General features: G+C 72.2%; 23 protein-coding genes. 7 read left to right on the top strand and 16 right to left on the bottom strand.

Going from position 1 to position 25091, the window contains the following annotated elements:
* Positions 1–75 precede the first annotated feature (75 nt).
* Both ACWCSV_RS29315 and ACWCSV_RS29310 read right to left on the bottom strand, forming a co-directional pair.
* Positions 76–342 (bottom strand): DUF4235 domain-containing protein, encoded by a 267-nt coding sequence (locus tag ACWCSV_RS29315; protein WP_451147289.1) that lies wholly within the window; start codon positions 340–342, stop codon positions 76–78.
* Positions 339–869 carry a DUF3618 domain-containing protein gene (locus tag ACWCSV_RS29310; RefSeq protein WP_451147288.1) on the bottom strand — a complete coding sequence of 177 codons (531 nt, stop codon included), beginning with the start codon at positions 867–869 and terminating at the stop codon, positions 339–341. Before ACWCSV_RS29310 ends, ACWCSV_RS29315 begins: the two co-directional genes overlap by 4 nt.
* A gap of 171 nt (positions 870–1040) precedes the next feature.
* Between ACWCSV_RS29310 and ACWCSV_RS29305 the strand changes: the two genes are divergently transcribed.
* Positions 1041–3464 (top strand): ABC transporter, encoded by a 2424-nt coding sequence (locus ACWCSV_RS29305; RefSeq protein WP_451147287.1) that lies wholly within the window; start codon positions 1041–1043, stop codon positions 3462–3464.
* A gap of 223 nt (positions 3465–3687) precedes the next feature.
* Here ACWCSV_RS29305 and ACWCSV_RS29300 read toward each other — a convergent pair whose 3' ends face one another.
* Genes ACWCSV_RS29300 through ACWCSV_RS29290 form a run of 3 tightly spaced genes read right to left on the bottom strand, consistent with a single transcriptional unit; the run spans position 3688 to position 7089 of the window.
* On the bottom strand, positions 3688–4434 hold the full coding sequence (locus ACWCSV_RS29300; RefSeq protein WP_327179473.1) for a succinate dehydrogenase/fumarate reductase iron-sulfur subunit: 747 nt from the start codon (positions 4432–4434) through the stop codon (positions 3688–3690).
* Positions 4431–6380: a fumarate reductase/succinate dehydrogenase flavoprotein subunit gene (locus ACWCSV_RS29295; RefSeq protein ID WP_451147286.1), complete on the bottom strand. Its 1950-nt coding sequence runs from the start codon at positions 6378–6380 to the stop codon at positions 4431–4433. Before ACWCSV_RS29295 ends, ACWCSV_RS29300 begins: the two co-directional genes overlap by 4 nt.
* A 1-nt stretch (position 6381) precedes the next feature.
* Positions 6382–7089 carry a succinate dehydrogenase gene (locus tag ACWCSV_RS29290; protein WP_451147285.1) on the bottom strand — a complete coding sequence of 236 codons (708 nt, stop codon included), beginning with the start codon at positions 7087–7089 and terminating at the stop codon, positions 6382–6384.
* 96 nt (positions 7090–7185) lie between these two features.
* Here ACWCSV_RS29290 and ACWCSV_RS29285 point away from each other — a divergent pair, with 96 nt between their 5' ends.
* Positions 7186–8106, top strand: a complete 921-nt coding sequence (locus ACWCSV_RS29285) for a LysR family transcriptional regulator (RefSeq protein WP_451147284.1) — start codon at positions 7186–7188, stop codon at positions 8104–8106.
* A gap of 33 nt (positions 8107–8139) precedes the next feature.
* Here the strand turns inward: ACWCSV_RS29285 and ACWCSV_RS29280 are convergent, their stop codons facing one another.
* Positions 8140–10314 carry a putative bifunctional diguanylate cyclase/phosphodiesterase gene (locus ACWCSV_RS29280; protein ID WP_451147283.1) on the bottom strand — a complete coding sequence of 725 codons (2175 nt, stop codon included), beginning with the start codon at positions 10312–10314 and terminating at the stop codon, positions 8140–8142.
* Complete coding sequence (locus ACWCSV_RS29275) at positions 10311–11129, bottom strand: SAM-dependent methyltransferase (protein WP_451147282.1); 819 nt, start codon at positions 11127–11129, stop codon at positions 10311–10313. The genes ACWCSV_RS29280 and ACWCSV_RS29275 overlap by 4 nt, the downstream gene beginning before the upstream one ends.
* 1312 nt (positions 11130–12441) lie before the next feature.
* Here ACWCSV_RS29275 and ACWCSV_RS29270 point away from each other — a divergent pair.
* Both ACWCSV_RS29270 and ACWCSV_RS29265 read left to right on the top strand, forming a co-directional pair.
* Positions 12442–13206: a bestrophin-like domain gene (locus ACWCSV_RS29270; protein WP_451147281.1), complete on the top strand. Its 765-nt coding sequence runs from the start codon at positions 12442–12444 to the stop codon at positions 13204–13206.
* Positions 13207–13397: 191 nt separating this feature from the next.
* Positions 13398–14057 (top strand): hypothetical protein, encoded by a 660-nt coding sequence (locus ACWCSV_RS29265; protein WP_451147280.1) that lies wholly within the window; start codon positions 13398–13400, stop codon positions 14055–14057.
* Between the two features lie 127 nt (positions 14058–14184).
* On the opposite strand, the gene ACWCSV_RS29260 is transcribed toward ACWCSV_RS29265, so the two are convergent.
* Positions 14185–14781, bottom strand: coding sequence for a hypothetical protein (locus ACWCSV_RS29260; RefSeq protein ID WP_451147279.1), 597 nt, complete (start codon positions 14779–14781; stop codon positions 14185–14187).
* A gap of 322 nt (positions 14782–15103) precedes the next feature.
* On the opposite strand from ACWCSV_RS29260, the gene ACWCSV_RS29255 reads away from it, so the two are divergent.
* A complete protein-coding gene (locus ACWCSV_RS29255; RefSeq protein WP_451147295.1) occupies positions 15104–15763 on the top strand; it encodes a class F sortase in 660 nt (219 codons plus the stop codon).
* A gap of 148 nt (positions 15764–15911) precedes the next feature.
* On the opposite strand, the gene ACWCSV_RS29250 is transcribed toward ACWCSV_RS29255, so the two are convergent.
* Complete coding sequence (locus ACWCSV_RS29250) at positions 15912–16781, bottom strand: polysaccharide deacetylase family protein (RefSeq protein WP_451147278.1); 870 nt, start codon at positions 16779–16781, stop codon at positions 15912–15914.
* Positions 16782–16938: 157 nt separating this feature from the next.
* On the opposite strand from ACWCSV_RS29250, the gene ACWCSV_RS29245 reads away from it, so the two are divergent.
* Positions 16939–17400: a universal stress protein gene (locus ACWCSV_RS29245; protein WP_451147276.1), complete on the top strand. Its 462-nt coding sequence runs from the start codon at positions 16939–16941 to the stop codon at positions 17398–17400.
* 172 nt (positions 17401–17572) lie between these two features.
* On the top strand, positions 17573–18142 hold the full coding sequence (locus ACWCSV_RS29240; protein WP_451147274.1) for a sigma-70 family RNA polymerase sigma factor: 570 nt from the start codon (positions 17573–17575) through the stop codon (positions 18140–18142).
* Between the two features lie 59 nt (positions 18143–18201).
* Here ACWCSV_RS29240 and ACWCSV_RS29235 read toward each other — a convergent pair whose 3' ends face one another.
* The 7 genes from ACWCSV_RS29235 to ACWCSV_RS29205 form a co-directional block, all read right to left on the bottom strand.
* A complete protein-coding gene (locus ACWCSV_RS29235) occupies positions 18202–19392 on the bottom strand; it encodes a sensor histidine kinase (protein ID WP_451147272.1) in 1191 nt (396 codons plus the stop codon).
* The gene (locus ACWCSV_RS29230; RefSeq protein WP_451147270.1) at positions 19389–20879 is read right to left on the bottom strand and encodes a sodium/solute symporter; all 1491 of its coding nucleotides are present in this window, start codon (positions 20877–20879) and stop codon (positions 19389–19391) included. Before ACWCSV_RS29230 ends, ACWCSV_RS29235 begins: the two co-directional genes overlap by 4 nt.
* 109 nt (positions 20880–20988) lie before the next feature.
* A complete protein-coding gene (locus ACWCSV_RS29225; protein WP_451147268.1) occupies positions 20989–21351 on the bottom strand; it encodes a hypothetical protein in 363 nt (120 codons plus the stop codon).
* 47 nt (positions 21352–21398) lie between these two features.
* Entirely contained in the window at positions 21399–22151 is a 753-nt protein-coding gene (locus tag ACWCSV_RS29220; protein WP_451147266.1) for a LytR/AlgR family response regulator transcription factor, read from the bottom strand.
* Positions 22152–22196: 45 nt separating this feature from the next.
* Complete coding sequence (locus tag ACWCSV_RS29215) at positions 22197–23057, bottom strand: Fpg/Nei family DNA glycosylase (RefSeq protein WP_451147264.1); 861 nt, start codon at positions 23055–23057, stop codon at positions 22197–22199.
* A 70-nt stretch (positions 23058–23127) separates the two neighbouring features.
* A complete protein-coding gene (locus ACWCSV_RS29210) occupies positions 23128–23985 on the bottom strand; it encodes an amidohydrolase family protein (protein ID WP_451147262.1) in 858 nt (285 codons plus the stop codon).
* Position 23986: 1 nt separating this feature from the next.
* Positions 23987–24997: an aldo/keto reductase gene (locus ACWCSV_RS29205; protein WP_451147260.1), complete on the bottom strand. Its 1011-nt coding sequence runs from the start codon at positions 24995–24997 to the stop codon at positions 23987–23989.
* Between the last annotated feature and the right edge of the window lie 94 nt (positions 24998–25091).

The following is a 25091-nucleotide window of genomic DNA, read 5'->3' as shown; positions in this document are numbered from 1 at the left end:
AGCCCGCCACCGGTTCGCGTTCCGGTGGCGGGCTTCTCGGCGGGTACGCCGGCGGATCGCGCCGGGGCGGGCCCGTCAGTCGGGCCAGGTTCCCGTCAGGCGCTTCACGGTGATGGCCCCGCCCCGCCCGACCGCGGCGCGGACGGTGGAGAAGATCGCCCCCTGCAGGGCTGCCGCGGCGAGGATCTCCGGCCAGCCGCGGTCACGGTCCGTCGGGCTCGGGGCGTCGTCCTCGCGGGCGACCGTCTTCCAGACCTGGCGGAAGACGGCCCCGGCCACGAGGCCGCCCGCCATGCCGACCGCGAGGCCGACGGGCTTGTACACGAGGGCGGGGACGTTCATCCACGCCGCCGTTGACGCGCGACGGCGACCACCGCGACGGCGGCCACTCCCCCGGCGACCAGCAGCCCCTCCTTGCCCCGCGCGGCGTGGACCACGCGGTCGGCGCCCCGGCGCACGGGCTCGGGCGCGTGCTCCTGGAACTTCTCCCCCAGGGTCCGTACGGCCACCCCGATCTGCTGCTGGGCCTGAGCCGCGGTGCCCAGCACGGCGTCCGGAGTCCGCTCCAGGGCCTCCGCGCGCGCCTCGGTGGCCTTCTCCGCGGCTCGGGCCCGCAGCTCCTCGGCCTTCTCCACGGCACGGTCCTTCGCTCCGGCCGCCTTCTCCTGCCCCAGCGCCGTCGCGTCCGCGGTCTCCTCCCGCGCCTGCGTGGTCAGCTCGTCGGCCTTGGCGCGTACGGTCGCGTCGGCCGTCCCGGCCAGTTGCTCGAGCGTCCGGCCGAGTTCGTCCCGCGCGGCCGACGCCTGTGCCCGGAGGTCCTCCGGTGTCGGTACGGAACCGTCCTCGCGGGGGTTCTGGTCATCCGTCATCGCTCAGCACTCTCCTTGTCGTCCGTGCCGGCCGGACGGTCGCCCGCCCCTGCCGGCCGTGGATCATCGGCATGCTCCCCGCGTGCCCCCGCCCGGGCAGGCAATGCCTCGCCGACCGGACGACCCGTTAGAATGTTCCTATTTCTCCCCACATGTTCGGAGTCCGCACCGATGTCCACCCCCCACGATCCGTACGTCCGGGTGCGCGGCGCCCGCGAGCACAACCTCCAGAACATCGACGTGGACATCCCCCGCGACACCCTGACCGTCTTCACCGGGGTGTCCGGTTCCGGCAAGTCGTCGCTGGCGTTCGGCACGATCTACGCGGAGGCGCAGCGGCGGTACTTCGAGTCGGTGGCGCCGTACGCCCGCCGGCTGATCCACCAGGTCGGCGCTCCGGCGGTCGGCGAGATCACCGGGCTGCCGCCGGCCGTCTCGCTGGAGCAGCGGCGCTCCTCGGCCGGCGAGCGCTCCTCGGTGGGTACGGTGACCACGCTCTCCAACTCGCTGCGGATGCTGTTCTCCCGGGCCGGGGAGTATCCGGAGGGCGCCGAGCGGCTGGACTCGGACTCCTTCTCCCCCAACACCGCGGCGGGCGCCTGCCCCGAGTGCCACGGGCTGGGCCGGATCCACCGCACCTCGGAGGAACTCCTCGTCCCGGATGCCTCGTTGTCGATCCGGGAGGGGGCGATCGCGGCCTGGCCGGGTGCATGGCAGGGCAAGAACCTGCGGGACGTGCTCGACGCCCTCGGGTACGACGTCGACCGGCCCTGGCGCGAGCTTCCGGCCGGGGAGCGGGAGTGGATCCTCTTCACGGACGAGCAGCCGGTGGTGACGGTTCATCCGGTACGTGACGCCGGCCGCATCCAACGCCCCTACCAGGGGACGTACATGAGCGCACGCCGCTATGTGATGCACACCTTCGCGGACTCCCGGAGCCGGACCCTGCGGGCACGCGCGAAGCGTTTCCTGACGAGCGTTCCGTGTCCGGTCTGCGGGGGCGGGCGGCTGCGGCCGGAGGCGATGGCGGTGACCTTCGCCGGTCACACCATCGCGGAGCTGGCCGCGCTGCCGCTGGCCGCTCTGTCGGAGCTGTTGCGCGCGTCGGGCGGCGACGCGACGGCGCGGGTGATGACCACGGATCTGCTGGCGCGCATCGGGACGGTCACCGAGCTGGGCCTCGGCTACCTCAGCCTCGACCGGACGGCGCCGACGCTCTCTTCCGGCGAGCTCCAACGGCTGCGGCTGGCAACGCAGTTGCGGTCCGGCCTGTTCGGTGTGGTGTACGTGCTGGACGAGCCGTCGGCGGGTCTGCACCCGGCCGACACGGCGTCCCTGCTGGCGGTGCTCGGCAGGCTGAAGGAGGCCGGCAACTCGGTCTTCGTGGTGGAGCACCAGGTGGACGTGGTGCGGCAGGCCGACTGGCTGGTGGACGTGGGGCCGCTCGCCGGGGAGCACGGCGGACGGGTGCTGCACAGCGGTCCGCCGGCCGGTCTCGCCGGGGTGGCGGAGTCGGCGACCCGGCGCTTCCTCTTCGGCGGGGCGGCGCCGACGCCCCGCCCGCCGCGCACCCCGTCCGGCGAGGTGCGGCTCGACGGGGTCCGGCGCCACAACGTGCGGGGCGTCGACGTGGCGTTCCCGCTCGGGGTCTTCACCGCCGTCACGGGTGTCTCGGGTTCGGGCAAGTCGACGCTGGTCGGCCAGGTGCTGGCCGGAGCGCTCGCCGACCGCCAGGCCTCGCCGACCGCGGACCTGCCGGACGCGCCCGTCGTCCGGGACTGCGTGTCCGCGCGGGGGCTGGAGGCGGTGGACCGGCTCGTGCAGGTGGACCAGAAGCCCATCGGCCGTACGCCGCGCTCCAACCTGGCCACGTACACCGGTCTCTTCGACGTCGTACGCAAGCTGTTCGCCGGGACGGGGACGGCGCGGGAGCGCGGCTACCGGGCGGGACGGTTCTCGTTCAACGTGGCGGGCGGACGGTGCGAGACCTGCCAGGGTGAGGGGTTCGTCTCCGTGGAGCTGCTCTTCCTGCCCAGTACGTACGCGCCCTGCCCGGACTGCCACGGGGCGCGCTACAACCCGCCGACGCTGGAGGTCACCCTGCGCGGGCTCTCCATCGCCGAGGTGCTGGATCTCACGGTGGAGTCGGCGGCCGGGTTCTTCGCCGGAGTACCGGCCGCCGAGCGGAGCCTGCGCACGCTGAACGAGGTGGGGCTCGGCTATCTCCGCCTCGGGCAGCCCGCCACCGAGTTGTCGGGCGGGGAGGCGCAGCGGATCAAGCTGGCGGCGGAGCTCCAGCGGGCCCGGCGGGGCCACACCCTGTACGTGCTGGACGAGCCGACCACGGGGCTGCATCCGGCCGATGTGGAGGTGCTGATGCGCCAGTTGCACGGGCTGGTGGACGCGGGCGGCACGGTGGTGGTCGTGGAGCACGACATGGCGGTGGTGGCCGGTGCGGACCATGTGATCGACATGGGGCCGGGCGGCGGCGAGGAGGGCGGGCGGATCGTCGCGACGGGCACCCCGGCCGAGGTCGCGCGGGCGGCGGGCAGCCGCACGGCCCCCTTCCTGGCCCGGGCGCTGCGTACGGGCTGAGCGGAGGCGCCGGGCTGGGCGGAGCGGTCGGGCCGCGTACGGGAGCACGGGGCCGGCGGGCTGCGTACGGGCGCCCGGAGAGCCCGGAGGGGGTGGAACGGCCCCTTGAAAACCGCTCCGCCCCCTCCGGCAGGTCCCGCCGGCGCCCACGGTGCGGCGGCGGGACGGTCGGGTGGCGCCTCTCGGATCAGCGCCGGGCCTCGGGCCGGCGCCGGACCCTGGGTCAGCGCCGGACCTTGCGGGTGGCGCGCAGCCACTCCTTGTTCATCGCGGCGATCGACGGGAGCGGGATCCCCTTCGGGCAGGCGGTGGCGCACTCGCCGGTCAGGGTGCAGCCGCCGAAGCCCTCCTCGTCCATGGTGGCGACCATGTCGAGCACCCGGGTCTCCCGCTCGGGCGCGCCCTGCGGGAGCACGTTGAGGTGGTTGATCTTCGCCGAGGTGAAGAGCATCGCCGAGCCGTTGGGGCAGGCGGCGACGCAGGCACCGCAGCCGATGCACTCGGCGTGCTCGAAGGCGAAGTCGGCGTCCGGCTTGGGCACCGGGGTGGCGTGCGCGTCGGGGGCCGTACCGGTGGGAGCGGAGATGTAACCGCCGGACTGGATGATGCGGTCGAAGGCCGAGCGGTCGACCACCAGGTCCTTGATGACCGGGAACGCCGAGGCGCGCCAGGGCTCGATGTCGATGGTGTCGCCGTCGTCGAAGGACCGCATGTGGAGCTGGCAGGTGGTGGTGCGCTCGGGGCCGTGCGCGTCGCCGTTGATGACGAGGCTGCACGCTCCGCAGATGCCTTCGCGGCAGTCGTGGTCGAAGGCGACCGGTTCGTCGCCTTCGAGGATGAGCCCCTCGTTGAGGGTGTCGAGCATTTCGAGGAACGACATGTCCTGCGAGATGCCGTCGACTTCGTAGGTGGCCATGGCGCCGGGCGCCTCGGCGTCTCGCTGGCGCCAGACGCGCAGGGTGAGCTTCATGCGTAGCTCCGCTGGGTGGGGTGTACGTACTCGAACACGAGGTCTTCCTTGTGCAGGACGGGGGCCTCGCCGGTGGTGGTGAACTCCCACGCGGCGGCGTAGGAGAACTCCTCGTCCCGGCGGGCCGCTTCGCCGTCGGGGGTCTGCGACTCCTCGCGGAAGTGGCCGCCGCAGGACTCGGCGCGGTGGAGGGCGTCGAGGCACATCAGCTCGGCGAGCTCCAGGTAGTCGACGATCCGGTTGGCCTTCTCCAGCGACTGGTTGAACTGCTCGCCGGTACCGGGGACCTTGACGCGGCGCCAGAACTCCTCGCGGATCAGGGGAATTCTGGCGAGCGCCGTACGGAGTCCCTCCTCCGTGCGGGCCATCCCGCAGAACTCCCACATGAGTTCGCCGATCTCGCGGTGGAAGGAGTCGGGGGTGCGGTCGCCGTCGACGGCGAGCAGCAGGTTGAGCCGGTCCTCGGTCTCGGCGACCGTCTCCACGACCGCCGGGTGGTCCGCGCCCACGGGGGTGGTGTGCGGATTGCGGGCGAGGTAGTCGTTGATGGTGGACGGCAGGACGAAGTAGCCGTCGGCGAGGCCCTGCATCAGCGCGGAGGCGCCGAGGCGGTTGGCCCCGTGGTCGGAGAAGTTGGCCTCGCCGATCGCGAAGAGTCCGGGGATCGTGGTCTGGAGGTCGTAGTCGACCCAGAGGCCGCCCATCGTGTAGTGCACGGCGGGGTAGATCCGCATCGGGGTCCCGTACGGGTCCTCGGCGGTGATCCGGGCGTACATGTCGAAGAGGTTGCCGTACTTCTCCTCGACCTTGGCGCGGCCCATCCGGGCGATGGCGTCGGCGAAGTCCAGGTAGACGCCCTGACCGCCGGGGCCGACGCCGCGGCCCTCGTCGCAGACGTTCTTGGCGGCGCGGGAGGCGATGTCGCGGGGTACGAGGTTGCCGAAGGCGGGATAGATCCGCTCCAGGTAGTAGTCGCGCTCCTCCTCGGGGATCTCGTTGGCCGGGCGGTCGTCGCCCTTGGCCTTGGGAACCCAGATCCGGCCGTCGTTGCGGAGCGACTCGCTCATCAGGGTGAGCTTGGACTGGTGGTCGCCGGTGCGCGGGATGCAGGTGGGGTGGATCTGGGTGAAGCAGGGGTTCGCGAAGTGGGCGCCGCGCCGATGGGCCCGCCAGACGGCGGTGGCGTTGGAGTTCATCGCGTTGGTCGAGAGGTAGAAGACGTTGCCGTAACCGCCGCTGGCCAGCACGACCGCGTCGGCGAAGTAGGTGTCGATCCGCCCGGTGACCAGGTCGCGGGCGACGATGCCCCGGGCCCGCCCGTCGACCACGATCAGGTCGAGCATCTCGGTGCGCGCGTGGAGTTCGACGTTGCCCGCCGCGATCTGCCGGGACAGCGCCTGGTAGGCACCGAGCAGGAGCTGCTGTCCGGTCTGGCCCCGGGCGTAGAAGGTGCGGGACACCTGGACCCCGCCGAAGGACCGGTTGTCGAGGAGCCCGCCGTACTCGCGGGCGAAGGGGACACCCTGCGCGACGCACTGGTCGATGATCTCGACGGAGATCTGCGCGAGACGGTGCACGTTGGACTCGCGGGCGCGGAAGTCGCCGCCCTTGACTGTGTCGTAGAAGAGCCGGTGGACGGAGTCACCGTCGTTGCGGTAGTTCTTCGCGGCGTTGATGCCGCCCTGGGCCGCGACCGAGTGGGCGCGGCGCGGAGAGTCCTGGAAGCAGAACTGGACGACGTGGTAACCCTGTTCGGCGAGGGTGGCGCCGGCCGATCCGCCGGCGAGACCGGTGCCGACGACGATCACCGTGTGCTTGCGGCGGTTCGCCGGGTTGACGAGCCTGGCCTCGAAGCGACGGGTGTCCCAGCGTTCGGCGACGGGTCCCTCGGGGGCCTTGGTGTCGACGAGCGGCTCGCCCGTGCGGTACTGCGTGTAGTCGCTCATGTCAGCTCACGACTCCGGTCATGACGGCAACGGGTACGGACACGAATCCCGCGGTGAGCACCACCGCGATCACGTTGGCCAGGGTCTTCAGAACCCGGTCACGGGTGGCACTGCCGACTCCGAGGGTCTGCGCCGCGCTCCAGAACCCGTGCTGGACGTGGAGGCCGACGGCGAGCACCGCGACGATGTAGATGACGTCGCCGTACCAGGTGGAGAAGGTGTCGACCACGTTCTGGTACGGGTGCCCGGCCTGGAACCCGCCGCTGTGCACGGTGCCGGTGGTGAGGTCGAGGATGTGCCAGACGATGAAGAGCGCGAGGATGATGCCGCCCCACCGCATGGTCCGGGTGGCATAGCTCGCCCGGGCCCTCCTGTGGACGTAGCCGACGGGGCGCGCCCTGATGTCGCGCCGGCTGAGCTGGTACGCCGAGACGGCGTGCAGCACCACGGCGGCGACCAGCACCAGGCGGACGATCCAGAGCGCCCACTCGTGGTGGAGGAAGGGCTCGCCGAGCGTGCGCAGCCAGTGGGCGTAGTGGTTGAACTCGCCGGGCCCGAAGAAGATTTTCAGGTTGCCCAGCATGTGTACGACCAGGTAGCCCAGCATGATCAGGCCGCTCACTGCCATGATCGTTTTCTTGCCGACGGTCGAGTCCCAGAGCGTGCGCGTCATGGACGGCCGTCGTTCCGCCCGTGTTGCCAATGCCATGAGCACGACGGTAGAGCCGGAGGTCCCCATCGGTCCAAGAGATGGCCACGCTCATCTCCATAGGCATGTCCTATGCGACGGGTTTAACCTGCCTTTATGCACTTCCAGCAGCTCACTTATTTCGTGGCCGTCGCCGAGGCCCGGCACTTCACCCGGGCCGCCGAAGCGGTGCATGTCTCCCAGCCCTCGCTGTCCCAGCAGATCCGGGCCCTGGAGAACGAGCTCGGCGCCGAGCTGTTCAGCCGGGCCCGGGGCAACATCACGCTGACCGACGCGGGCGAGACCCTGCTGCCGCTGGCCCGCCGCATCCTCGCCGACGCGGAGACAGCGCGCCGCGAAGTGCAGGAGCTGGTACGGCTGCGGCGCGGGCGCATCCGCCTCGGCGCCACCCCGAGCATCTGCACCGGTCTGCTGCCCGACGTGCTGCGGGCGTACCACGACCGTCATCCGGGGATCGAACTCCTGCTGGAGGAGGGCGGTTCGCACGACCTGGTACGCCAACTGGCGCGCGGCGCACTCGACATCGCCCTGCTGGTGCTCCCCCTGCCCGCCGCCTCACCGGCGTTGACCACGGTGGAGCTGCTGCACGAGGACCTGGTCGTGGTGTCGGCGGCGGACGCCCCCGCGCCGGGCCGGGGGAAGTCCGTACGGATCGCCGATCTCCAGGGCGTACCGCTGGTGATGTTCCGCCACGGCTACGACCTGCGCGAGCTCACCGTCGCCGCCTGCCGGGCGGAGGGCTTCGAGCCCACGTTCACGGTGGAGGGCGGTGAGATGGACGCGGTGCTCGGTTTCGTACGGGCGGGACTCGGCATGGCCGTGGTGCCGCGCATGGTCGCGGGCCGGGCAGGCCAGGGGCTGCGGATGACCCCGCTGGCCCCGCCCGGGCTGCGGCGGACCATCGCGCTGGCCCACCGCACGGACGTGGCACCGCCCCGCGCGGCCAGGGAGCTCCAGCGGATGCTGCTGGAGGCGGACCCGGGCAGCCTCCTCGGCGGGTCCGCCGGGCGGGGGTGAACGGGCCCCGGAGGGCCGTCCGCCCCGCCCCGCTCACACGGCGTCGGCCAGCACCAGCGAGTGGATGCGGTCCGGGGCGCCGGGGCGGGCGTAGTACCAGCCCTGGGCCGTGTCGCAGCCCAGCTCCCGCAGCTGCTCGGCCTGGGCCGCCGTCTCCACGCCCTCCACCGTCACCGCCAGTTCGAGGCTGTGCGCCAGGGTGACGATGCCCTCCACGATCTTCAGGTCGACGGGGTCCGCCGGGTGCCGCTGCATGCCCCGGGTGAAGGACCGGTCGAGCTTGAGCACGCTGACCGGGAGGCGGCGCAGGTTGGCGAGGTTGGAGTAGCCGGTGCCGAAGTCGTCGAGGGCGATGTCGACGCCCATCTCCGCCAGCTGCCGCAGCGGTTTGAGCAGTCCGTCGTCGGCCCCGATGAGGGCGGACTCGGTGAGCTCGAGGCAGAGCGCGCCGGGCTCCAGACCGGACCGCTCCAGTACGTCCACGGTCTCGGCGACGAGCCGGGGGTGGTGGAGCTGGGTCGGCGAGAGGTTGACGTTGATCCGCAGGGGGCCGCCGTCGCTGTGACGTTCCTGCCAGTGGTGGGCCTGGCGGACGGACTCCTCCAGCACCCAGCGGCCGAGTGGCACGATGAGGCCGGTGTGCTCGGCGAGCGGGATGAACTGGTCCGGTCCGAGGATGCCGTGCTGCGGGTGCAGCCAGCGGACGAGGGCCTCCGCGCCGTGCACGCTGCCGTCGCCGAGGTGCACCAGCGGCTGGTACTCGATGAAGAACTCGCCCCGCTCCAGGGCCGCCGGGAGCGCCGTGGTGAGCCCGTGCCGGGTGATGGCGCGGGCGTCGGCCTCCTCGTCGGCGAGCTCGAAGCGGTTGCCGCCGGCCGATTTGGCGCGGTACATCGTGATGTCCGCGCTGCGCAGCACCTCGGCGGCGCTGCGGATGCCGGAGGGGCCTTCGACGACTCCGATGGAGCCGCGCACCGTCAGTTCCCGGCCCTCGATCCGGATGGGCGTCGACAGCACGTTCAGGATGCGGCAGGCGAGGTCGCCCACCTCCCGCGCGGTGTTCGGACCGGTGGTCAGCGCCACGAACTCGTCGCCGCCGAGGCGGGCCACCATCTCGCCCTGCGCCGTGGCGCAGCTCTGCAGCCGGTCCGCGACCTCGACGAGCAGGCGGTCGCCCGCCGCGTGGCCGAGGCTGTCGTTGATGGCCTTGAAGCCGTCGAGGTCGAGATAGCAGAGCCCGAAGCGGGTGCCGCCCTTGGCCGCCACCGCCTTCTCCAGCCGCTCGAAGAAGAGGGTCCGGTTGGGCAGTCCGGTGAGCGCGTCGTGGGTGGCCTCGTACCGCAGCCTCAGGTTGAGCAGCCTGCGCTCGGTGGTGTCCTCCATGAGCGCGAGCTGGTACTCGGGGTTCCCCTCGGGATCGCGCAGCAGCGACACCGTGAGGTTGGTCCACAGGACCGTGCCGTCGTTGCGGTAGTAGGGCTTCTCGACGCGGTAGTGGTCGCGTTCGCCGCGTACGAGTTCGTGGTAGTACGGCCAGACGTGCGGGGTGTCCTCCGGGTGGGCCCAGTCGGTCAGCTTGCGGCTGCGGACATGACTGTCGAGGCCGCCGAACATGCGGGTGAGGGTGTCGTTGCTCTCCAGCACGTTGCCGTCGAGGTCGGCGATGGCGATGCCGATGGCCGCTTCCGCGAAGACCGCCTGGAAGCGGGCCTGTGTCTCGTGCAGCACCTGCTCGGCGTGCGAACGCGCGGTCAGCGCGGAGCGGGCGATGGCCTCCTGCTCGCCCAGGGTCCGCTCGCGCAGCGCGTGGCTGTACCCCCCGGCCAGAGCGTGCTGGATGCGCGCGCTACGGGCCCGGCTGTCCTCGGTCGAGAGCTCGGCGGGGCCGTTGCCGCCGCAGTAGAGCACCAGGTACGAGTCGATGACGCCGAGGGTGGCGCTGAGGGCGTCGGGGTCGGTGCAGTGGGCCGCGACGAGTGCGGTGCCGACCTGCTGGGCGGGTGCCGCGTCGAAGGGGCGGGCGTGCAGGGTCTCGTTCAGTTCGCGTGCCAGGGGCAGCAGATGCTGTTCGAACTCGGGACGGGTCAGCGAGGTGGCCGTCGACGGGAAGATGGCCCTGCTCCAGATCGTGGCGAAGCGCCGGAGCCGGTCCTCGGGACCGTCCGGTTCCTCGTCCGGCGCTCCGGACTTCTGGGCGGGGATGCTCACGCCTTGCGCCCCACACCGGCATAGCCCGAGAAGGCGAACGGGTCTTCCGGCTCTCCCGCCGTGCCGGGGTCGGGCCGCCAGTCCGGCATCGGGACCAGCCCCGGGTCCACCAGCTCCCAGCCCTCGAAGAACCGGGCCACCTCCGCGGGCGAGCGCATGATGAGCGGGTTGCGGATGCTGCTGTACACGCCCACCGCGCCGCCCGCCTCCTCGCGGGTGAGCGGGATGCCCTCGTACGCGGCGTGGGTGACCACGAGCAGGCTGCCCGGGGCGAGAGCCTCGCACAGCTCGGCGACGGCGGCGTACGGGTCGTCGGAGTCCTCGACGAAGTGGAGTACGGCCACCAGCAGGAGGGCCACCGGCCTTTCCAGGTCGAGCAGTTCGCCGATCTCCGGGTTCTTGAGGATCTCCCGCGGACGGCGCAGATCGGCGGCGACCACGGTGGTGCGGCTGTCGCCGTCGAGAACCGCACGGCTGTGCGCCACCGCGACCGGGTCGTGGTCGACGTAGGCGATGCGCGCCGCGGGGTCGGCGGCGTGGGCGACCTCGTGGACGTTGCCGAAGGTCGGTATGCCCGAGCCGATGTCCAGGAACTGGGTGACGCCCGAGGCCACCGCGTAACGCACCGCCCTGCGCATGAACGCGCGATTGGCCTGCATGATCTTGGGGAGACCAGGCATGAACTCCATCGCCCTGCGGGCCGCTTCCCGGTCCACCTCGAAATTGTGCGAGCCGCCCAGATAGAAGTCGTACATGCGGGACACGCTCGGCACCGATATGTCTATGCCTTGCGGTGCCCAGGCGGGACGCTCCATCGATGTCTCCAACAAGTCGCCACGACGATCCGGCCATGTTCATGGTCAGTGTTGACCAGAGGCTACTGACCGACCGCCAAGAGAGCGAGAGGAAACGGAAATTAGCGGTCCGTTATTGGTCACACCCCGGTGACAGGTGTGACCACCGTACGTATCCGCAGGTGAACGCGGAGCGACCGGGGTTCCCACTGGGCCACCGCAGGACGATCCGGAACTGGCCAACTCGTCACCGGTGTTGAATCAGGCATCTCCGGACCCTTCATATCACATAGCGTCCGGCGCTCTTCCCCGGGCATCACCTGACCCCTCTCGCGGTATCACTCCCCTTTACCGAAAGGCGAGTTGTCGGCCCGCCATCGGAAACCGACCCCCCGGTAACCGCACACCGGGGAACCTGCCCTCCGAGCGGCATTTCAGGCCACGCCGAATGAGCGGTACGGGCGGGAGGCGGATCGCGCGGCGAGTTCCACACCGCCCCACCGCGCCGAACACGCGCCCCGGAAACGGAAGTCGCCCCTCACCGTCCGTCAGGAGCCGCTCACCGAAAACAGTCCGCGCGGTCCGACTAGGCGGTGTCCGGCGGACAGCCGACCCTCGGCGGTCCTCCACCGGAAGACACAGCACGCTTCCCCCTTCCGTACAGGAAAATCGGCGATTGTCCCACCATCAGGCGAATCACCCAAGTGCTTCGTGTGTGTGCCGCCGAGGGGGACCATGATCCGGGGCGTGCACGGATCACGTATCGGACGGCTCACCGCGGCCACCGCGCTCCTCTGGCTGATGTCCGCGCCCGCCCCGGCGGTCGCGGATGCCTGCGCGGTCGCCGTCATCGGGCCGGACGGCGGTATCACCGCGGTCGCCGTCGCGGGAAGCGGCGTATGCACTCCTCCCCCGCCGCCGCCCTCGCCCGAACCCACACCGCCTCCACCGTCCCCCACTCCCCCGCCTCCGCCGCCCCCGACGCCGGAGCCCGAACCGTCCCCCACGCCGGAGCCCCCGCCGCCACCGCCGAAGCCCCGGCCGCCGGCCCCGCGCGCGCTCCCGCCGCCCACTCCCCGGCCGACGCCACCGGCCCCCGTACCGGCGCCACCGCCCGCGCCGAGGCCGAGTCCGTCGCCGACCCCCTCACCCACCCCGTCCGCGCACCCCACGGCCCGTGTCGTCGCGCTGCCGGCCTATCGCAAGCCCCACCGCCAAGTGCACGACAGCGGAACCTCGTTGGTGACGCTGACCCTGATGATCACAGCTCCCGCCGTGTTCGCCGTCGCCGTGCTCAGGCCTCGCTCGTCCCGCTGACCCGACGGAGGACACCTTGTCGGAATGGATCGCCCTCTCCATCGCGATGGCATCGGTCTGTGCCGTCGTACTCACCATCGCCGTCCTCAACAACCGCCGCGTCGGCGAGGACGACGACCCCTCCGAGACGCCCGACGTCATCGAGTACATGACGATGATGATCGGCGTGGTGTACGCCATCGTGCTCGGCCTCGCCATCGCGGGCGTCTGGGAGGGCCGCAGCTCGGCCCAGGAGTCCGTGCGCCTGGAGGCCCAGGCGCTGCACGAGGTGCACGCGCGGTCGTCCGTCTATCCGGCGGAGGTCCGCAACCGCATCCGTGCCGACGTCGACACCTACGTCTCCTACGTGGTGAACGACGAATGGCGGTACATGGAGAAGCACGGCTCCCTCACGGACGAGGGGACCCGGCTCCTCGACACCATCCGCGCCGACGTCACCGCCTACGTCCCGCAGGACGACCACGAGGGCCAGGCCTACCAGCCGCTCGTGGACCAGGTCGCGGCGGCCGACGACGCACGCAGCGCACGCGGGCAGAACGCGGGCGCCACGATGCCGGGGGTGGTGTGGTTCGGTCTCATCATCGGCGCCCTGGTGACCGTGGGACTGATCTTCACGCTGCAGATCCGCAGAACCTTCAGAGAGCTGCTCCTCGCGGGCCTCTTCAGCGTGCTGATCGCCTTCCTCCTCTTCCTGATCTGGGACTTCGACGCCCCCTTCGGACGGGGCATCTCGGCGACCGCCGCTCCCTTCTTCGACCTCTTCCCGCACGCGGCACGCTGAGGAGGGCCCCCGGAAGGACGCGTCCCCCGGGCGGTGGGCCTCCCGGGGGACGGCACTCCCCCATTCGCCTTACTCCGATCGCGGGTGATGTGGCGCGCTCCTAGCGTGTCGGACACCGAGACGTATTTCCTCGTGCTCCCCGCCTCGCGGAAACCGGTTCCGCGGATACGCCTCGGTCCCCGGAGGCTCACATGCGCGCGATACGTGTCGCACCCCTCGCCCTGTCCGGCGCCACCGCCCTCCTCCTCGCGTCGCCCGCCGCCCACGCGTCACAGGACGGGGGGAGCACCTCGCCCTTCACCCCCACCGTCACACCGTCGGTGATAGCGCCCGGCGGGCAGGTCACGCTGGGCAGCGGTGGGTGTTCGGGCGGGACGACCGTCACGTCGGGAGTCTTCGACACCGCCGTCATCCCCAGCGGAACCACCACGGCCGTCGCCACGGTGGACGGGGACGCCCAGCAGGGTGCCATCTACGCGGTGACGTTCAAATGCGGCTCCAGCGGCGACGCCAAGAACGCCAGCCTCACCATCACCGGCAGCACCACCCCGGGCACGAGCACGGGTACAGCCACGGGCACGGGTTCGTCCACCAACCCCGCCGCCGTCACGCCGGTGATCGGCACCGCCACCGCCGTCCCGACGGCGAACTCCACATCCCTCCCCGCCCCCGCCGTCCCGACGGCGAACTCCACGTCCCTGCCCGCCCCCGCGGGCGTCCAGGGCGGTCTCGGCGGGAGTATCGGGTCGCTCGACGGCGGGGAGCTCGCCCTGGGTGCGGCGCTCGTCCTGGTCGCAGCCACCGGCACCGTCTTCTTCGTACGCCGCCGTGGCGCCACCGGCAGGCACTGACCGCTGACCCCCTGCCCCCCGACGGCTGACCGCTGACGGGAGCCGCACGCGAACGTCAGTCGCCCCGGGTCCCTGATCCGGGACTCGGGGCGACGGGCGTATCGGGCCGGGCGGCAGAGGCGGTGCGCTACACGGCCGCATGGCTCGTCCGACGACGGCGGACGACGAAGACGGCGCCGCCGACGGCCGCGGCCGCCACCAGCCCGCCGCCGATCCGCGTCTCCGTGGAACCGGGCCCCATGGAGCCGCCGAGGCCGCCCTGGGCCCCCCGGCCGTCGAGCACGGTGAACCGCGCGGTCGCCACGGCGCCGTTGCCGTTGCCGTTGCCGTTGCCGTTGCCGAAGTCGCTGGCGTCGTCGTCGCCGAACCCGTTGCTGTTGCCGTTGCTGTTGCCGTTGTTGCTGCCGTTGTTGCTGCCGTTGCAGCGCACCGACAGGTTGTAGTGCCCCGGGGTGGTGTCGTAGCGGATGCGCGCGGTGGCGTAGCCGGTGCGGCCCGCCGAGAGCTCCACCGTCGGGAACGCGTTCGACCACACCCGGCCGCCGCGATTGCAGCCCTGAGCGCTGATCTGCAGCGTGGCACCCTGGTGGACCGCACGCGGGTTGACGGTGACGTTCACCGGGACGGACGGCGACGGCCCGCCGCCGGCTACGGCCAGCGAGGGGGCGAGTCCGACCGCCGCGAATGCCGTCGCGGTGACCGCGAGAGCGCGTGTGACACGCATCGTGAGAACCTCCAGCGGGACGCGCCCCGGAAGCCACTCCTCCGGGATCGGTCGAACGCGTCCCATGACGAACCCTCACCAGAACCCCTTCCGGGTCGCATGTCGGCACCGCCGCTTCCGGTGCGGCGACACGCCGAGGGGTGCGCGGGGCGACCTGACGGAGTCGCAGGTCACGGACCGTCAGAATTTTTATCCGGCCATTACTCCGACAGGCAGCGCGGCTGACCTGCGGGAAATCCGGCGCCACCCGTTCGCGCCGCTCCGATCGCCGTCGTACCCCTGGGCCCTTAGCGTGCCGAGCGTGGCGACGAAAGGGAGAACCATGGGCCGGGACAACTGGAAGGTCCAGCGGACCAGACACACTCCCTGGGGTGCCGTCGCCCTGGTCATGCTCACCGGGATCGCGTTGATGAGGAACGGCGTCGACGTGCCGGCCGGGCCGCCGCAGCCGGTGGCCGCCGCCCGGATCGACGGCTCCCAGGACGCCGGGAGCGTCCCACCTGCCGCGGAGCCGGTGCAGATGCTGCCGTACGCCCCCGCGGCCCGTGTCTCGATCGCGGCGATCAAGGTGGACGCCCCGATCGTGGACGTGGGCCTCGATCAGGACGGCTGGATCGCCGCGCCTTCCCCGCAGGACACCAACCTGGCGGGCTGGTATCAGAACGGCATCTCCCCCGGGCAGCGGGGAACGTCGGTGATCGTCGGGCACGTCGACAACATGTCGGGGCCCGCCGTCTTCTACGGGCTCGGCGCCCTCACGAAGGGCGAGCACGTGGAGGTGACCCGCTACGACGGCCGGGTCGCGGTCTTCGAGATCTACGGCGTGGAGGTCTTCTCCAAGGCCGAATTTCCCGGCCCCCGGGTGTACGGCGACACCGGCTACGCCGAACTGCGCGTCATCACCTGCGGCGGCGGCTACACGAAGGCCGGCGGGTACGACGGGAACGTGGTCGTCTTCGCGCGCCTGGTGGAGACCCGCTGAGGCGTCTTCGCCCGTCCGTGCGTCAGGTGTCCGGGGCCTCCCGCCGGACCGGCCGGGTGCGCGCTGGGTGCCGCGCCGCCCCTGTACGCGGCCGACGCACGCACCGCACGCGCCGGGCGCCCGCTTCCGGCGGAGAGGCCCCGGTGCTTCACGTGCGGTACGGCACCGTGAGCCGGTAGCCCTGGTCGATCAGGCGGGGCAGGTACTGGGGTAGTGCCTCGACGGTCTGCGAGCGGTTGCCGCCGGCGTCGTGGGAGAGGACGACCACGCCCGGGGCCGCGCCGGCCAGCACCCGGCTGATGATCGCGTCGGTGCCGGGTGTCTCCCAGTCCAGCGTGTCGACCGTCCAGGCCATCGGTTCCATGTCCAGCTCGGCGCCGATCTCGAAGACGTTGCGGTTCCACGCCCCGTACGGAGCCCGGAACCAGAGCGGCGCGTCCCCGGCCGTCCGCCGGATCACCTCGCTGGTCCGCTCGATCTCGTCCCTCGCCTCCGCCCGGCTCAGGCCGGTCATCAGGGGATGCGTCCAGGTGTGGTTGCCGATCACGTGACCGTCCTCGGCGATGGCCCGCACCAGATCCTGGTTGTCGTCGGCCATCTCGCCGCACAGGAAGAACATGGCGTGCACCTGGTGTCTGCGCAGGGTGGCCAGGATCTGCGGGGTGTAGACGGGGTCGGGGCCGTCGTCGAAGGTGAGCACCATCGCGTGCCCGAGGTCCGGCAGTTCCTCGAAGGGCCGGGTGCGTACGGGCGGCAGCGCGGGGCGGCGGCGGGGTGCGGCCTCGGCGGCCCTGCCGACCATGGGCTGGAGCCGGTAGGCGGAGGGCCGGCGGGGTGCCGCGGCGGGTGGTCCTGCGGCCGGCGGGCCTGCGGCCACCGCGGTCCGCGGGGCGGCGGCCGGTCCGGTGGGAGCGGCGGCCGGTTCCGCCGCGATGAGGCGCACGGCGGCCGCCGCGCCGGCCCCGGCGGCGATCCTCAGCAGCGTCCGGCGCCCCGGCTGCTTCTTTTCATATTTCATGGCTAACTGCTCGCACGAAGATCCTTTCGCCGGACTTTTCGACACGAGGGCCGGGCGAGGTCCACCCGATGGAAGGGTCACGCCTGTGCCGACCGGTCCAACACCGCACGTGGGACCCCGTTCGGCGCCGCGCGCCGAAGCGGCTAGCCTTCCAGCCGTGACCGACCAACAGCGACACCAGTTCGAACGAGGCACGGATGGTCCCAAGGTGATCGTCGCGGGCATTGACGGCTCCGAGTCCTCCATGCGGGCGGCCGCCTACGCCGCCGGGCTCGCCCGCAGGCAGCACGCCACGCTGGCGCTGGTCTACGTCCAGCCCCTGATGGTCACCGGTGCGGCGCTCGGGGCACCGGTGGCGGGAACCACCGGCGACGTGGCCGAGGGGCTGATCAACGAGATCCGCATGGCCACGGAACGGACGAAGGACACCTGGGACGTGCGCTGGGAGTTCCACACCTTCCCCGGCGACCCGTACAACGGGCTCGTCACCGCCGCGGACGAGCTGAAGGCGGACGCCGTGGTGGTCGGTGCCTCCGAGTCGGCCGGGCACCGGATCATCGGCTCGGTGGCGGTACGGCTGGTGAAGGCGGGCCGCTGGCCGGTGACGGTGGTGCCGTAGCCCGCGGGGCTCGTCGGGACCCGCCGCCGAGGGGGTTACGACCGTTCACCGCACCGTGCGACCGCTCGTCGCACGCTCCGGCCCGCAGCCTGGTCCTCCGCCCGTCGGATGGGTTCGTATACGCCAGGCGGCGACGAGGCCGCCTGCGACCTGCGGGAAGGGACGTTCCACGATGTCCACGACGACCACCGACGAGCGGGCCATCGCGGAGCTGCTGCGGGAACACGGTCCCGCGCTCCTGCACTTCCTCCAGCAACTGACCTACGGCGACAGCCAAGGGGCCGAGGACCTGGTCCAGGAGACGCTGGTGCGCGCGTGGCAGCACCCCGAGGCCTTCGCCGCACCGTACGAGTCCATGCGGCCGTGGCTCTTCACCGTGGCCCGGCGCCTCGCCATCGACGCGCGGCGGTCCCGGCAGGCGCGCCCCGCCGAGGTGAGCGACTCCGTGCTGGAGTGCGCGTCCGCCCCGCTGGACACCGCCGACTCGGCGGTCCGCTCCCTGGACGTGCGCGCGGCGGTACGCGGCCTGAGCCCCGAACACCGTGCGGTGCTGGAGGAGATCTACTTCCGCGGGCTCAGCGTCGGGGAGACGGCCGAGGTACTCGGCATTCCGCCGGGCACGGTCAAGTCGCGCTCCTACTACGCCCTCCGGCTGCTCCAGCGCGGCCTGCCCGGCTACTCCGACAGGTCCCGCGCGGCCGGCCGGGCGAGGAAGCCGGAAGCCTGCACCACCTCCGTGTAGGCGGATGCCGCGTGGCCTGGGGCGTGTCGCCGGACTGCCGCCCGCCGATCGGCACCCGGTCAGGAACCGTGCACGCCGGCGCGGTACTTGGGGAACCGCAGAGTGACCTTCATGCCCGCGCCGACGCCGGTCTCGATGACGAGCCCGTAGTCGTCGCCGTATACCTGGCGCAGCCGCTCGTCGACGTTGAGCAGGCCGATGCCGCTCGACGCACCGCCCTCGCCGCGCAGGATCTGCCGCAGTAGTTCGGGGTCCATACCGGTGCCGTCGTCCTCGATGACGACCTCGGCCTCGGAGCCCGCGTCCAGGGCGGAGATGGTGATCCGGCTTCGGGTGACGGCCCCTTCGAGCCCGTGCTTGACGGCGTTCTCGACGAGTGGCTGGAGGCAGAGGAAGGGCAGCGCGACGGGCAGCACCTCGGGCGCCACTTGCAGGGTGACCGAGAGACGCTCGCCGAACCGTGCACGCACCAGCGCCAAGTACTGGTCGATGGAGTGGAGTTCGTCGGCGAGCGTGGTGAAGTCGCCGTGACGGCGGAAGGAATAGCGGGTGAAGTCGGCGAACTCCAGGAGGAGTTCACGGGCCTGCTCAGGGTCGGTGCGGACGAAGGACGCGATGGCGGCGAGCGAGTTGAAGATGAAGTGCGGGGAGATCTGGGCCCGCAGTGCCTTGATCTCGGCCTCGATCAACTGGGTTCGGGAGCGGTCGAGTTCGGCGAGTTCCAGTTGCACACAGACCCAGCGGGCCACTTCGCCCGTCGCGCGGGCCAGCACCGCGGATTCGCGCGGCGCGTGGGCGACGAGCGCCCCGAGAACCCGGTTGTCGACGGTGAGCGGCACCGCCACCGCCCAGCGCAGCGGGCAGTCGATGTCCTCGCAGTCGGTGGCGAAGGCGGTGTCGCGGCCGTTCTCCAGCAGGTTCCTGACCTGTTCCATGACCTCGGGGCCGTGGTGGTGTCCCGCGCCGTCCCAGACGAGCACCCGCTCCCGGTCGGTGAGGCAGAGCGCGTCCGTGCCCAGCAGGGAGCGCAGCCGGCGTGCGGAGCGCCGGGCGCTGTCCTCGGTCAGTCCGGCCCGCAGGGGGGGTGCGGCCAGCGACGCGGTGTGCAGGGTCTCGAAGGTCGCGTGCTCGACGGGGGTGCCGACGTCGCTGGGCCCTACGGGACGCGCGGTGCGACGGCCGAGCAGGAAGGCCGCTCCGGCCAGCAGGACGGCCGGCAGGGCGAGGACCGCGATCTGCGCCCCGGTCATCGCTCCCTCCCCGCCGTCAGGGCTTCCGGCAGGTGGAAGCGGGTCATCGCCGCGTTGGTGCCCGGGGGTACGCGCCCCGGGGTGGCGAGCGAGACGAGGACCATCGCGAGGAAGCCGACCGGCACCGACCACACGGCGGGCCAGGCCAGCAGCGCGTGGGGCCAGCCCGGCGGCCGTACGGCACCGCTCACCGTGATCGCGACGGCGAGGAGCGCCGAGCCGCCGCCGAGCAGGAGTCCGGCGATGGCTCCCGGCGGGGTGAGGCGGCGCCACCAGATGCCGAGCACCAGCAGGGGGCAGAAGGACGAGGCGGACACGGCGAAGGCCATGGCCACCGCGTCGGCCACCGGCACCCGGCTGACCAGCAGCGACCCGGCCAGCGGTACGGCGATGGCGAGGACGGTCGCGGGCCGGAAGTAGCGCACGCCACGCTGCGGCAGGACGTCCTGGGTGATGACCCCGGCCACGGCGACGGTCAGTCCGGAGGCGGTGGAGAGGAACGCGGCGAAGGCGCCTCCGGCGATCAGGGCGCCCAGCAGGTCGCCGCCGAGCCCTCCGATGACCCGCGCGGGCAGCAGCAGGACGGCGGCGTCGGCGTCGGCGCCGTGCCGCAGCTCGGGGGCGTAGAGGCGCCCCAGCGCTCCGTAGACGGGCGGCAGCAGGTAGAAGACGCCGACGAGGGCGAGCACGGCCACGGTGGTGCGGCGCGCGTCGCGGCCGTTGGGGCTGGTGTAGAAGCGGACGACGACGTGCGGGAGCCCCATGGTGCCGAGGAAGGTCGCGACGATCAGTCCGTACGTGGCGTAGAGCGGGTGGTCGGCGCGGAAGACGGCGTGCTGTCCGCCGAAGGTGACGGCCGGGCGGCCGTCACCCTGCCAGGCGAGTACCAGGAAGAGCGCGGGGACCAGCAGCGCGGTCAGCTTCAGCCAGTACTGGAAGACCTGGACGAAGGTGATCGACCGCATCCCACCCGCCGCGACCGCGACCACGACCACCGAGGCGACGAGTACGTCCCCGAGCCAGCCGGGTGCGCCGGTGAGGATCTGGAGGGTGAGCCCGGCCCCCTGGAGCTGGGGCACGAGGTAGAGCCAGCCCGCGCCGACGACGAAGACGCTGACCAGTCGGCGTACCTGGCGCGACTCGAGGCGTCCTTCGGCGAAGTCGGGCAGGGTGTACGCCCCCGAGCGGCGCAGCGGGGCCGCGACGAAGAAGAGGAGCACCAGATATCCGGCCGTGTAGCCGACCGGGTACCAGAGCATGTCGGGGCCGTGCACGAGCACCAGTCCGGCGATGCCGAGGAAGGAGGCGGCGGAGAGGTATTCGCCGCTGATCGCCGCCGCGTTCAGCCGGGGGCGGACGGTGCGGGAGGCGACGTAGAAGTCGGAGGTGGTGCGGGATATCCGCAGGCCGAATCCGCCGACGAGCACGGTGGCGAGGACGACGAGGGCGACCGCGGCCCACGACGCCGCGTGGTCGGGCACGTTCACCGTCCGGGGCACCCTTCACGTGGGCGTCCTTCACCGGCGCGTCCTTCACCGGAGCCGCCTTTACCGGGACAGCGAGCGGAGTGGCCGGGCGGGGGGCCGGAGGGGTTCCTCACAGGGCGGGGCGGCCTTCCACGAGCCGGGCGAAGTCCCGCTCGTTGCGTTCGGCCCGGCGTACGTACCACCACGCGAGCAGGGTGATCGGCGGGTAGGCGGCGAACCCGAGGGCGGCCCAGACGACCGCGCCACTGCGCAGGGTGGTGAAGACGAGCGGGAGGGTGCCGGCGACGAGGGCGAGGGCGGCGAAGGCGGTGAGCCCGGCCCGGAGCTGGCTGCGCATCAACGAGCGTACGTACGCTCCGCCGAGGGCGGTCTGTTCGTCGATCTCGGACTGGGTGCGGTGGCGCGGCAGCGGACGCACCCGCCGGGGTACTCCGGTGACGACCTCGCGCCGGGGCGTGGGCTCTGCGGACATGGGCTGGAAGTTTAGGGCGCGCGGGGGCCGGCTGGGAAGGGGCCTGGTCAGCGGCTTCCCTGGCGCATCAGCCGATCGCGCAGGGCCCGGCTGTGGCGGCGGCTCACGGCGAGTTCCGCACCGCCGATGCGGACGCTCATGCTGCCCGCGTCCAGACGGAGTTCGTCGATGCGGGCGAGGGCGACGAGGTGGCGGCGGTGGATGCGGACGAAGCCCCGGGAGCGCCAGCGCTCCTCCAGCGTGGTGAGCGGAATGCGTACCAGGTGGCTGCCGGTGTCGGTGTGCAGGCGGGCGTAGTCGCCCTGGGCCTCGGCGTACGCGATGTCCTCGACGGGCACGAACCGGATCACTCCGCCGAGCTCGACCTGCACCGGGTCGCCGCCGGTGTCGTGCACGGGGGCGGTGCGCTCCCCCATCTGTTCGGCGGCGCGGCGGACGGCCTCGGCGAGGCGTTCGCGGCGCACGGGCTTGAGCACGTAGTCGACGGCCCTGAGGTCGAAGGCGTGGCCGGCGAAGCCCTCGTGGGCGGTGACGAAGACGATGAGCGGCGGCGCGGCGAACCCTGCCAGCAGCTGGGCGATGTCGAGCCCGGTGAGGCCGGCCATGTGGATGTCCAGGAAGACGACGTCGATCGCGCCGGGGTCGTCGGGTCCCGCGTCGACCGCGGCGCCGATGCGGCGCAGCGCCTCGGTGGCGCCGGTGGCGCCTTCGGCGCTGCGGATGCGGGGGTCGGCGCGCAGGAGGTAGAGGAGTTCCTCCAGGGCCGGTTCTTCGTCGTCGACGGCGAGTACGCGCAGCATGAGGCCGGAGTGTAGGCGGTGCCCGGCGGCCTCTGCGTGACCTGTTCATTTCAGGAAGCGTGACGTCCTGCGGTCGGCGAGCGGCTTCCCGCCCGTCTGGCAGGTGGGGCAGTACTGGAGGGCGGAATCACTGAAGGACACCTCCAGGACGGTGTCCCCGCAGACCGGGCAGGGCTCCCCCGCACGTCCGTGAACGCGCATGCCACTGCGCTTCTCGGACTTGAGCTCACCGGCGGCGACCCCGCTGGAGCGGGCCACCGCGTCCTCCAGGGTGGCGCGCAGCGCGGTGTGGAGGTGACTGATGTCGTCCTCGCCGAGGTCTGCGGTTCGCTTGAACGGGGACATCTTCGCCGCGTGCAGGATCTCGTCGCTGTAGGCGTTGCCGATGCCCGCGATCAGCGACTGGTCGCGGAGCGCCCCCTTGATCTGGCGGCGCTCCCCGTCGAGAAGGGCGGCGAGGGCCTCCCGGTCGAACTCAGGGGCGAGCGGGTCGGGGCCGAGCCGGGCGATGCCGGGTACGTCCGCCGGGTCGTGGACGAGGTACACGGCGAGCCGCTTCTTGCTGCCCATCTCGGTCAGGTCGAATCCGTCGTCGCCGACGAGGACCACACGCAGGGCGAGCGGCCCCTTGCCGGGTCCGGGCGGTTTGGCGGGGAAGGAGTCCCGCCACCGGAGCCAACCGGCCCGGGCCAGATGGGTGACGAGGTGGAGCGGGCCGGCACCGATGTCGAGGAACTTGCCGTGCCGGTCCACCGAGGTGACGGTGGCGCCCTCCAGCGCGGCGGGTGGCGGGGCGTACGTCTTGAGCACGTTGACGGAGAGCGGGAGGACGCGGGCGATCTCCCTGCCGACCAGGTGGTCGCCGAGGAAGACCCGCAGGGCTTCGACTTCCGGCAGCTCGGGCATGTGTCCAGCCTGCCGCAGGCCCCGTACGGTCGGCCACCGCTGGCCGGGGCCACTCGCGCCGGAGGGTGGTTCAGGCGAGCCGGTACACGCGGGTCGCCGTCCCGGCGAAGACGGCTGCGCGCTCGTCCTCGGAGAGGTCCGCGGTGAGCGTGCGCGCGGCGTCCAGGACCTCCGCGTACGGGGCGGCGAGCCGGCACACCGGCCAGTCCGAGCCGAACATCAGCCGGTGCGGTCCGAACGCGTCGAGCAGGACGTCGGTGAAGGGGCGCAGGTCGTCCGTGGTCCAGTGGTGCGGGTCGGCTTCGGTGACGAGGCCGGAGAGCTTGCAGACCGTGTTCGGCAGCGCGGCCAGTGCGCGCAGGTCGTCGGCCCAGGGCTGGAGGTGCCCCTGGGCGACGGGGGGCTTCCCGGCGTGGTCGAGTACGAAGGTGAGCCCGGGCAGCAGTGCTGCGGCCTCGGTGGCGGCGGGCAGCTGGTGGGGGCGGACGATCAGGTCGTAGGCGAGACCGGCGGCGGCGACGGCGGCGAGGCCGCGGCGCACCTCGGGGCGGAGCAGCCAGCGCGGGTCGCTCTCGCCCTGGACCTGGTGGCGGATGCCGGTCAGCAGGTCGCCGCCGGGCAGCTCCCGCAGTGCGGCGAGGGTGTCGGCGACGTCCGGGGCGGTGAGGTCGGTCCAGCCGACGACCCCGGCGACGAGGTCGCTGCCGTGGGCGAGGGCGAGGAACTCGGGCGTCTCCTCGGCGACGGTGACGGTCTGGACGAGGACGGTGGCGCCCACGCCCGCCGCGCGGGCCTCGGGTTCCAGGTCGGCGAGGGTGAAGCTGCGCCGGATGGGGGCGAGTTCCTCGCCGGTGATCCACTCCTGGTCGCGTACGGAGAGGTCCCAGACGTGGTGGTGGGCGTCGACGATCGTCGCGGGGGCGGTCATGTCAGCGCTCCTCGGGGGCGCGGGACCCGGTGGGTGCGCCGGGGGCCGGGAGGAGTCCTTCGTCCCGCAGGTCGTCCCAGAGCGCCGGGGGCAGCGGGGTGCGCAGCAGGGCTGCGGCGTCGCGCACCTCGTCGGGCGAGCGGGTGCCGACCAGCACGCTTGCGACGGCCGGGTGGGCGAGGGAGTGGTGCAGGGCGGCGGCGCGCAGCGGGACGCCGTGCGCCTCGGTGACGGCCTTCATGCGCAGGGCGCGTTCGAGCAGGGCGGCGGGGGCGGCCGCGTAGTCGTAGGGGGCGCCGGGGCGCGGGTCGGCGAGGAGGCCCGAGTTGAAGACCCCGCCCACGACGACGCTGCGACCCCTGGCCTCGGCCTCGGGGAGGAGTTCGTCCAGTGCGCTGCCGTCGAGCAGGGTGTGGCGGCCGGCGCAGAGCACGACGTCGACGTCGGTCTCCCTCAGGAAGCGGGTGAGCATCGCGGTCTGGTTCATTCCGGCGCCGATCGCGCCGACGACACCCTCGTCGCGCAGCCGTTCCAGGGCGGGGTACGCCTCGCCGAAGGCGGCGTCCGCGTGGTCGTCGGGGTCGTGCAGATAGGCCACGTCGATCCGGTCGAGGCCGAGGCGCCGCAGGCTGTCCTCGATGGACCTGCGCACTCCGTCCGCGCTGAAGTCCCAGCGCCTGCGGTGGGTCACCGGCACGGCGAAGCCGTCGTCGAGGCCGTCCGGCACCGGTGTTCCGGCGGGCAGTGGGTCGAGGATCCGCCCGACCTTGGTGGAGAGGGTGTAGGAGGCGCGGGGCCGGGACCGCAGCGCGGCACCGAGCCGCCGCTCGGAGAGGCCGAGTCCGTAGTGCGGGGCGGTGTCGAAGTGCCGGACGCCCTCGTCCCACGCGGCGTCCACCGCGAGGGCCGCCTGCTCGGGGTCGACGGCGCTGAAGAGATTGCCGATGGCCGCTGCCCCGAAGGACAGTTCGGTGACCTCCACGGCGGTACGTCCGAGTGTGCTGCGCCGCATGGCCTGCCGCCCTCACTGAATGATCGCTTTCCGTACAGGGCGATGATTCATCGGATCACTGGGGCAAGTCAACCGGACAGACGCCGCTCATTTC

The sequence above is a fragment of the Streptomyces sp. NPDC001770 genome, assembly GCF_053596135.1.
This window is presented reverse-complemented; position numbering and strand designations above follow the sequence as displayed.

Bases quoted from the DNA above. Each gene is read 5' to 3' on its own strand.
- ACWCSV_RS29310 (WP_451147288.1), bottom strand. From the start codon at position 869: ATGACGGATGACCAGAACCCCCGCGAGGACGGTTCCGTACCGACACCG.
- ACWCSV_RS29205 (WP_451147260.1), bottom strand. From the start codon at position 24,997: ATGCGGCGCAGCACACTCGGACGTACCGCCGTGGAGGTCACCGAACTG.
- ACWCSV_RS29210 (WP_451147262.1), bottom strand. From the start codon at position 23,985: ATGACCGCCCCCGCGACGATCGTCGACGCCCACCACCACGTCTGGGAC.
- ACWCSV_RS29265 (WP_451147280.1), top strand. From the start codon at position 13,398: ATGCGCGCGATACGTGTCGCACCCCTCGCCCTGTCCGGCGCCACCGCC.
- ACWCSV_RS29255 (WP_451147295.1), top strand. From the start codon at position 15,104: ATGGGCCGGGACAACTGGAAGGTCCAGCGGACCAGACACACTCCCTGG.
- ACWCSV_RS29305 (WP_451147287.1), top strand. From the start codon at position 1,041: ATGTCCACCCCCCACGATCCGTACGTCCGGGTGCGCGGCGCCCGCGAG.
- ACWCSV_RS29285 (WP_451147284.1), top strand. From the start codon at position 7,186: ATGCACTTCCAGCAGCTCACTTATTTCGTGGCCGTCGCCGAGGCCCGG.
- ACWCSV_RS29220 (WP_451147266.1), bottom strand. From the start codon at position 22,151: ATGCTGCGCGTACTCGCCGTCGACGACGAAGAACCGGCCCTGGAGGAA.
- ACWCSV_RS29215 (WP_451147264.1), bottom strand. From the start codon at position 23,057: ATGCCCGAGCTGCCGGAAGTCGAAGCCCTGCGGGTCTTCCTCGGCGAC.
- ACWCSV_RS29275 (WP_451147282.1), bottom strand. From the start codon at position 11,129: ATGGAGCGTCCCGCCTGGGCACCGCAAGGCATAGACATATCGGTGCCG.
- ACWCSV_RS29315 (WP_451147289.1), bottom strand. From the start codon at position 342: ATGAACGTCCCCGCCCTCGTGTACAAGCCCGTCGGCCTCGCGGTCGGC.
- ACWCSV_RS29250 (WP_451147278.1), bottom strand. From the start codon at position 16,781: ATGAAATATGAAAAGAAGCAGCCGGGGCGCCGGACGCTGCTGAGGATC.
- ACWCSV_RS29240 (WP_451147274.1), top strand. From the start codon at position 17,573: ATGTCCACGACGACCACCGACGAGCGGGCCATCGCGGAGCTGCTGCGG.
- ACWCSV_RS29300 (WP_327179473.1), bottom strand. From the start codon at position 4,434: ATGAAGCTCACCCTGCGCGTCTGGCGCCAGCGAGACGCCGAGGCGCCC.
- ACWCSV_RS29295 (WP_451147286.1), bottom strand. From the start codon at position 6,380: ATGAGCGACTACACGCAGTACCGCACGGGCGAGCCGCTCGTCGACACC.
- ACWCSV_RS29225 (WP_451147268.1), bottom strand. From the start codon at position 21,351: ATGTCCGCAGAGCCCACGCCCCGGCGCGAGGTCGTCACCGGAGTACCC.
- ACWCSV_RS29290 (WP_451147285.1), bottom strand. From the start codon at position 7,089: ATGGCATTGGCAACACGGGCGGAACGACGGCCGTCCATGACGCGCACG.
- ACWCSV_RS29235 (WP_451147272.1), bottom strand. From the start codon at position 19,392: ATGACCGGGGCGCAGATCGCGGTCCTCGCCCTGCCGGCCGTCCTGCTG.
- ACWCSV_RS29260 (WP_451147279.1), bottom strand. From the start codon at position 14,781: ATGCGTGTCACACGCGCTCTCGCGGTCACCGCGACGGCATTCGCGGCG.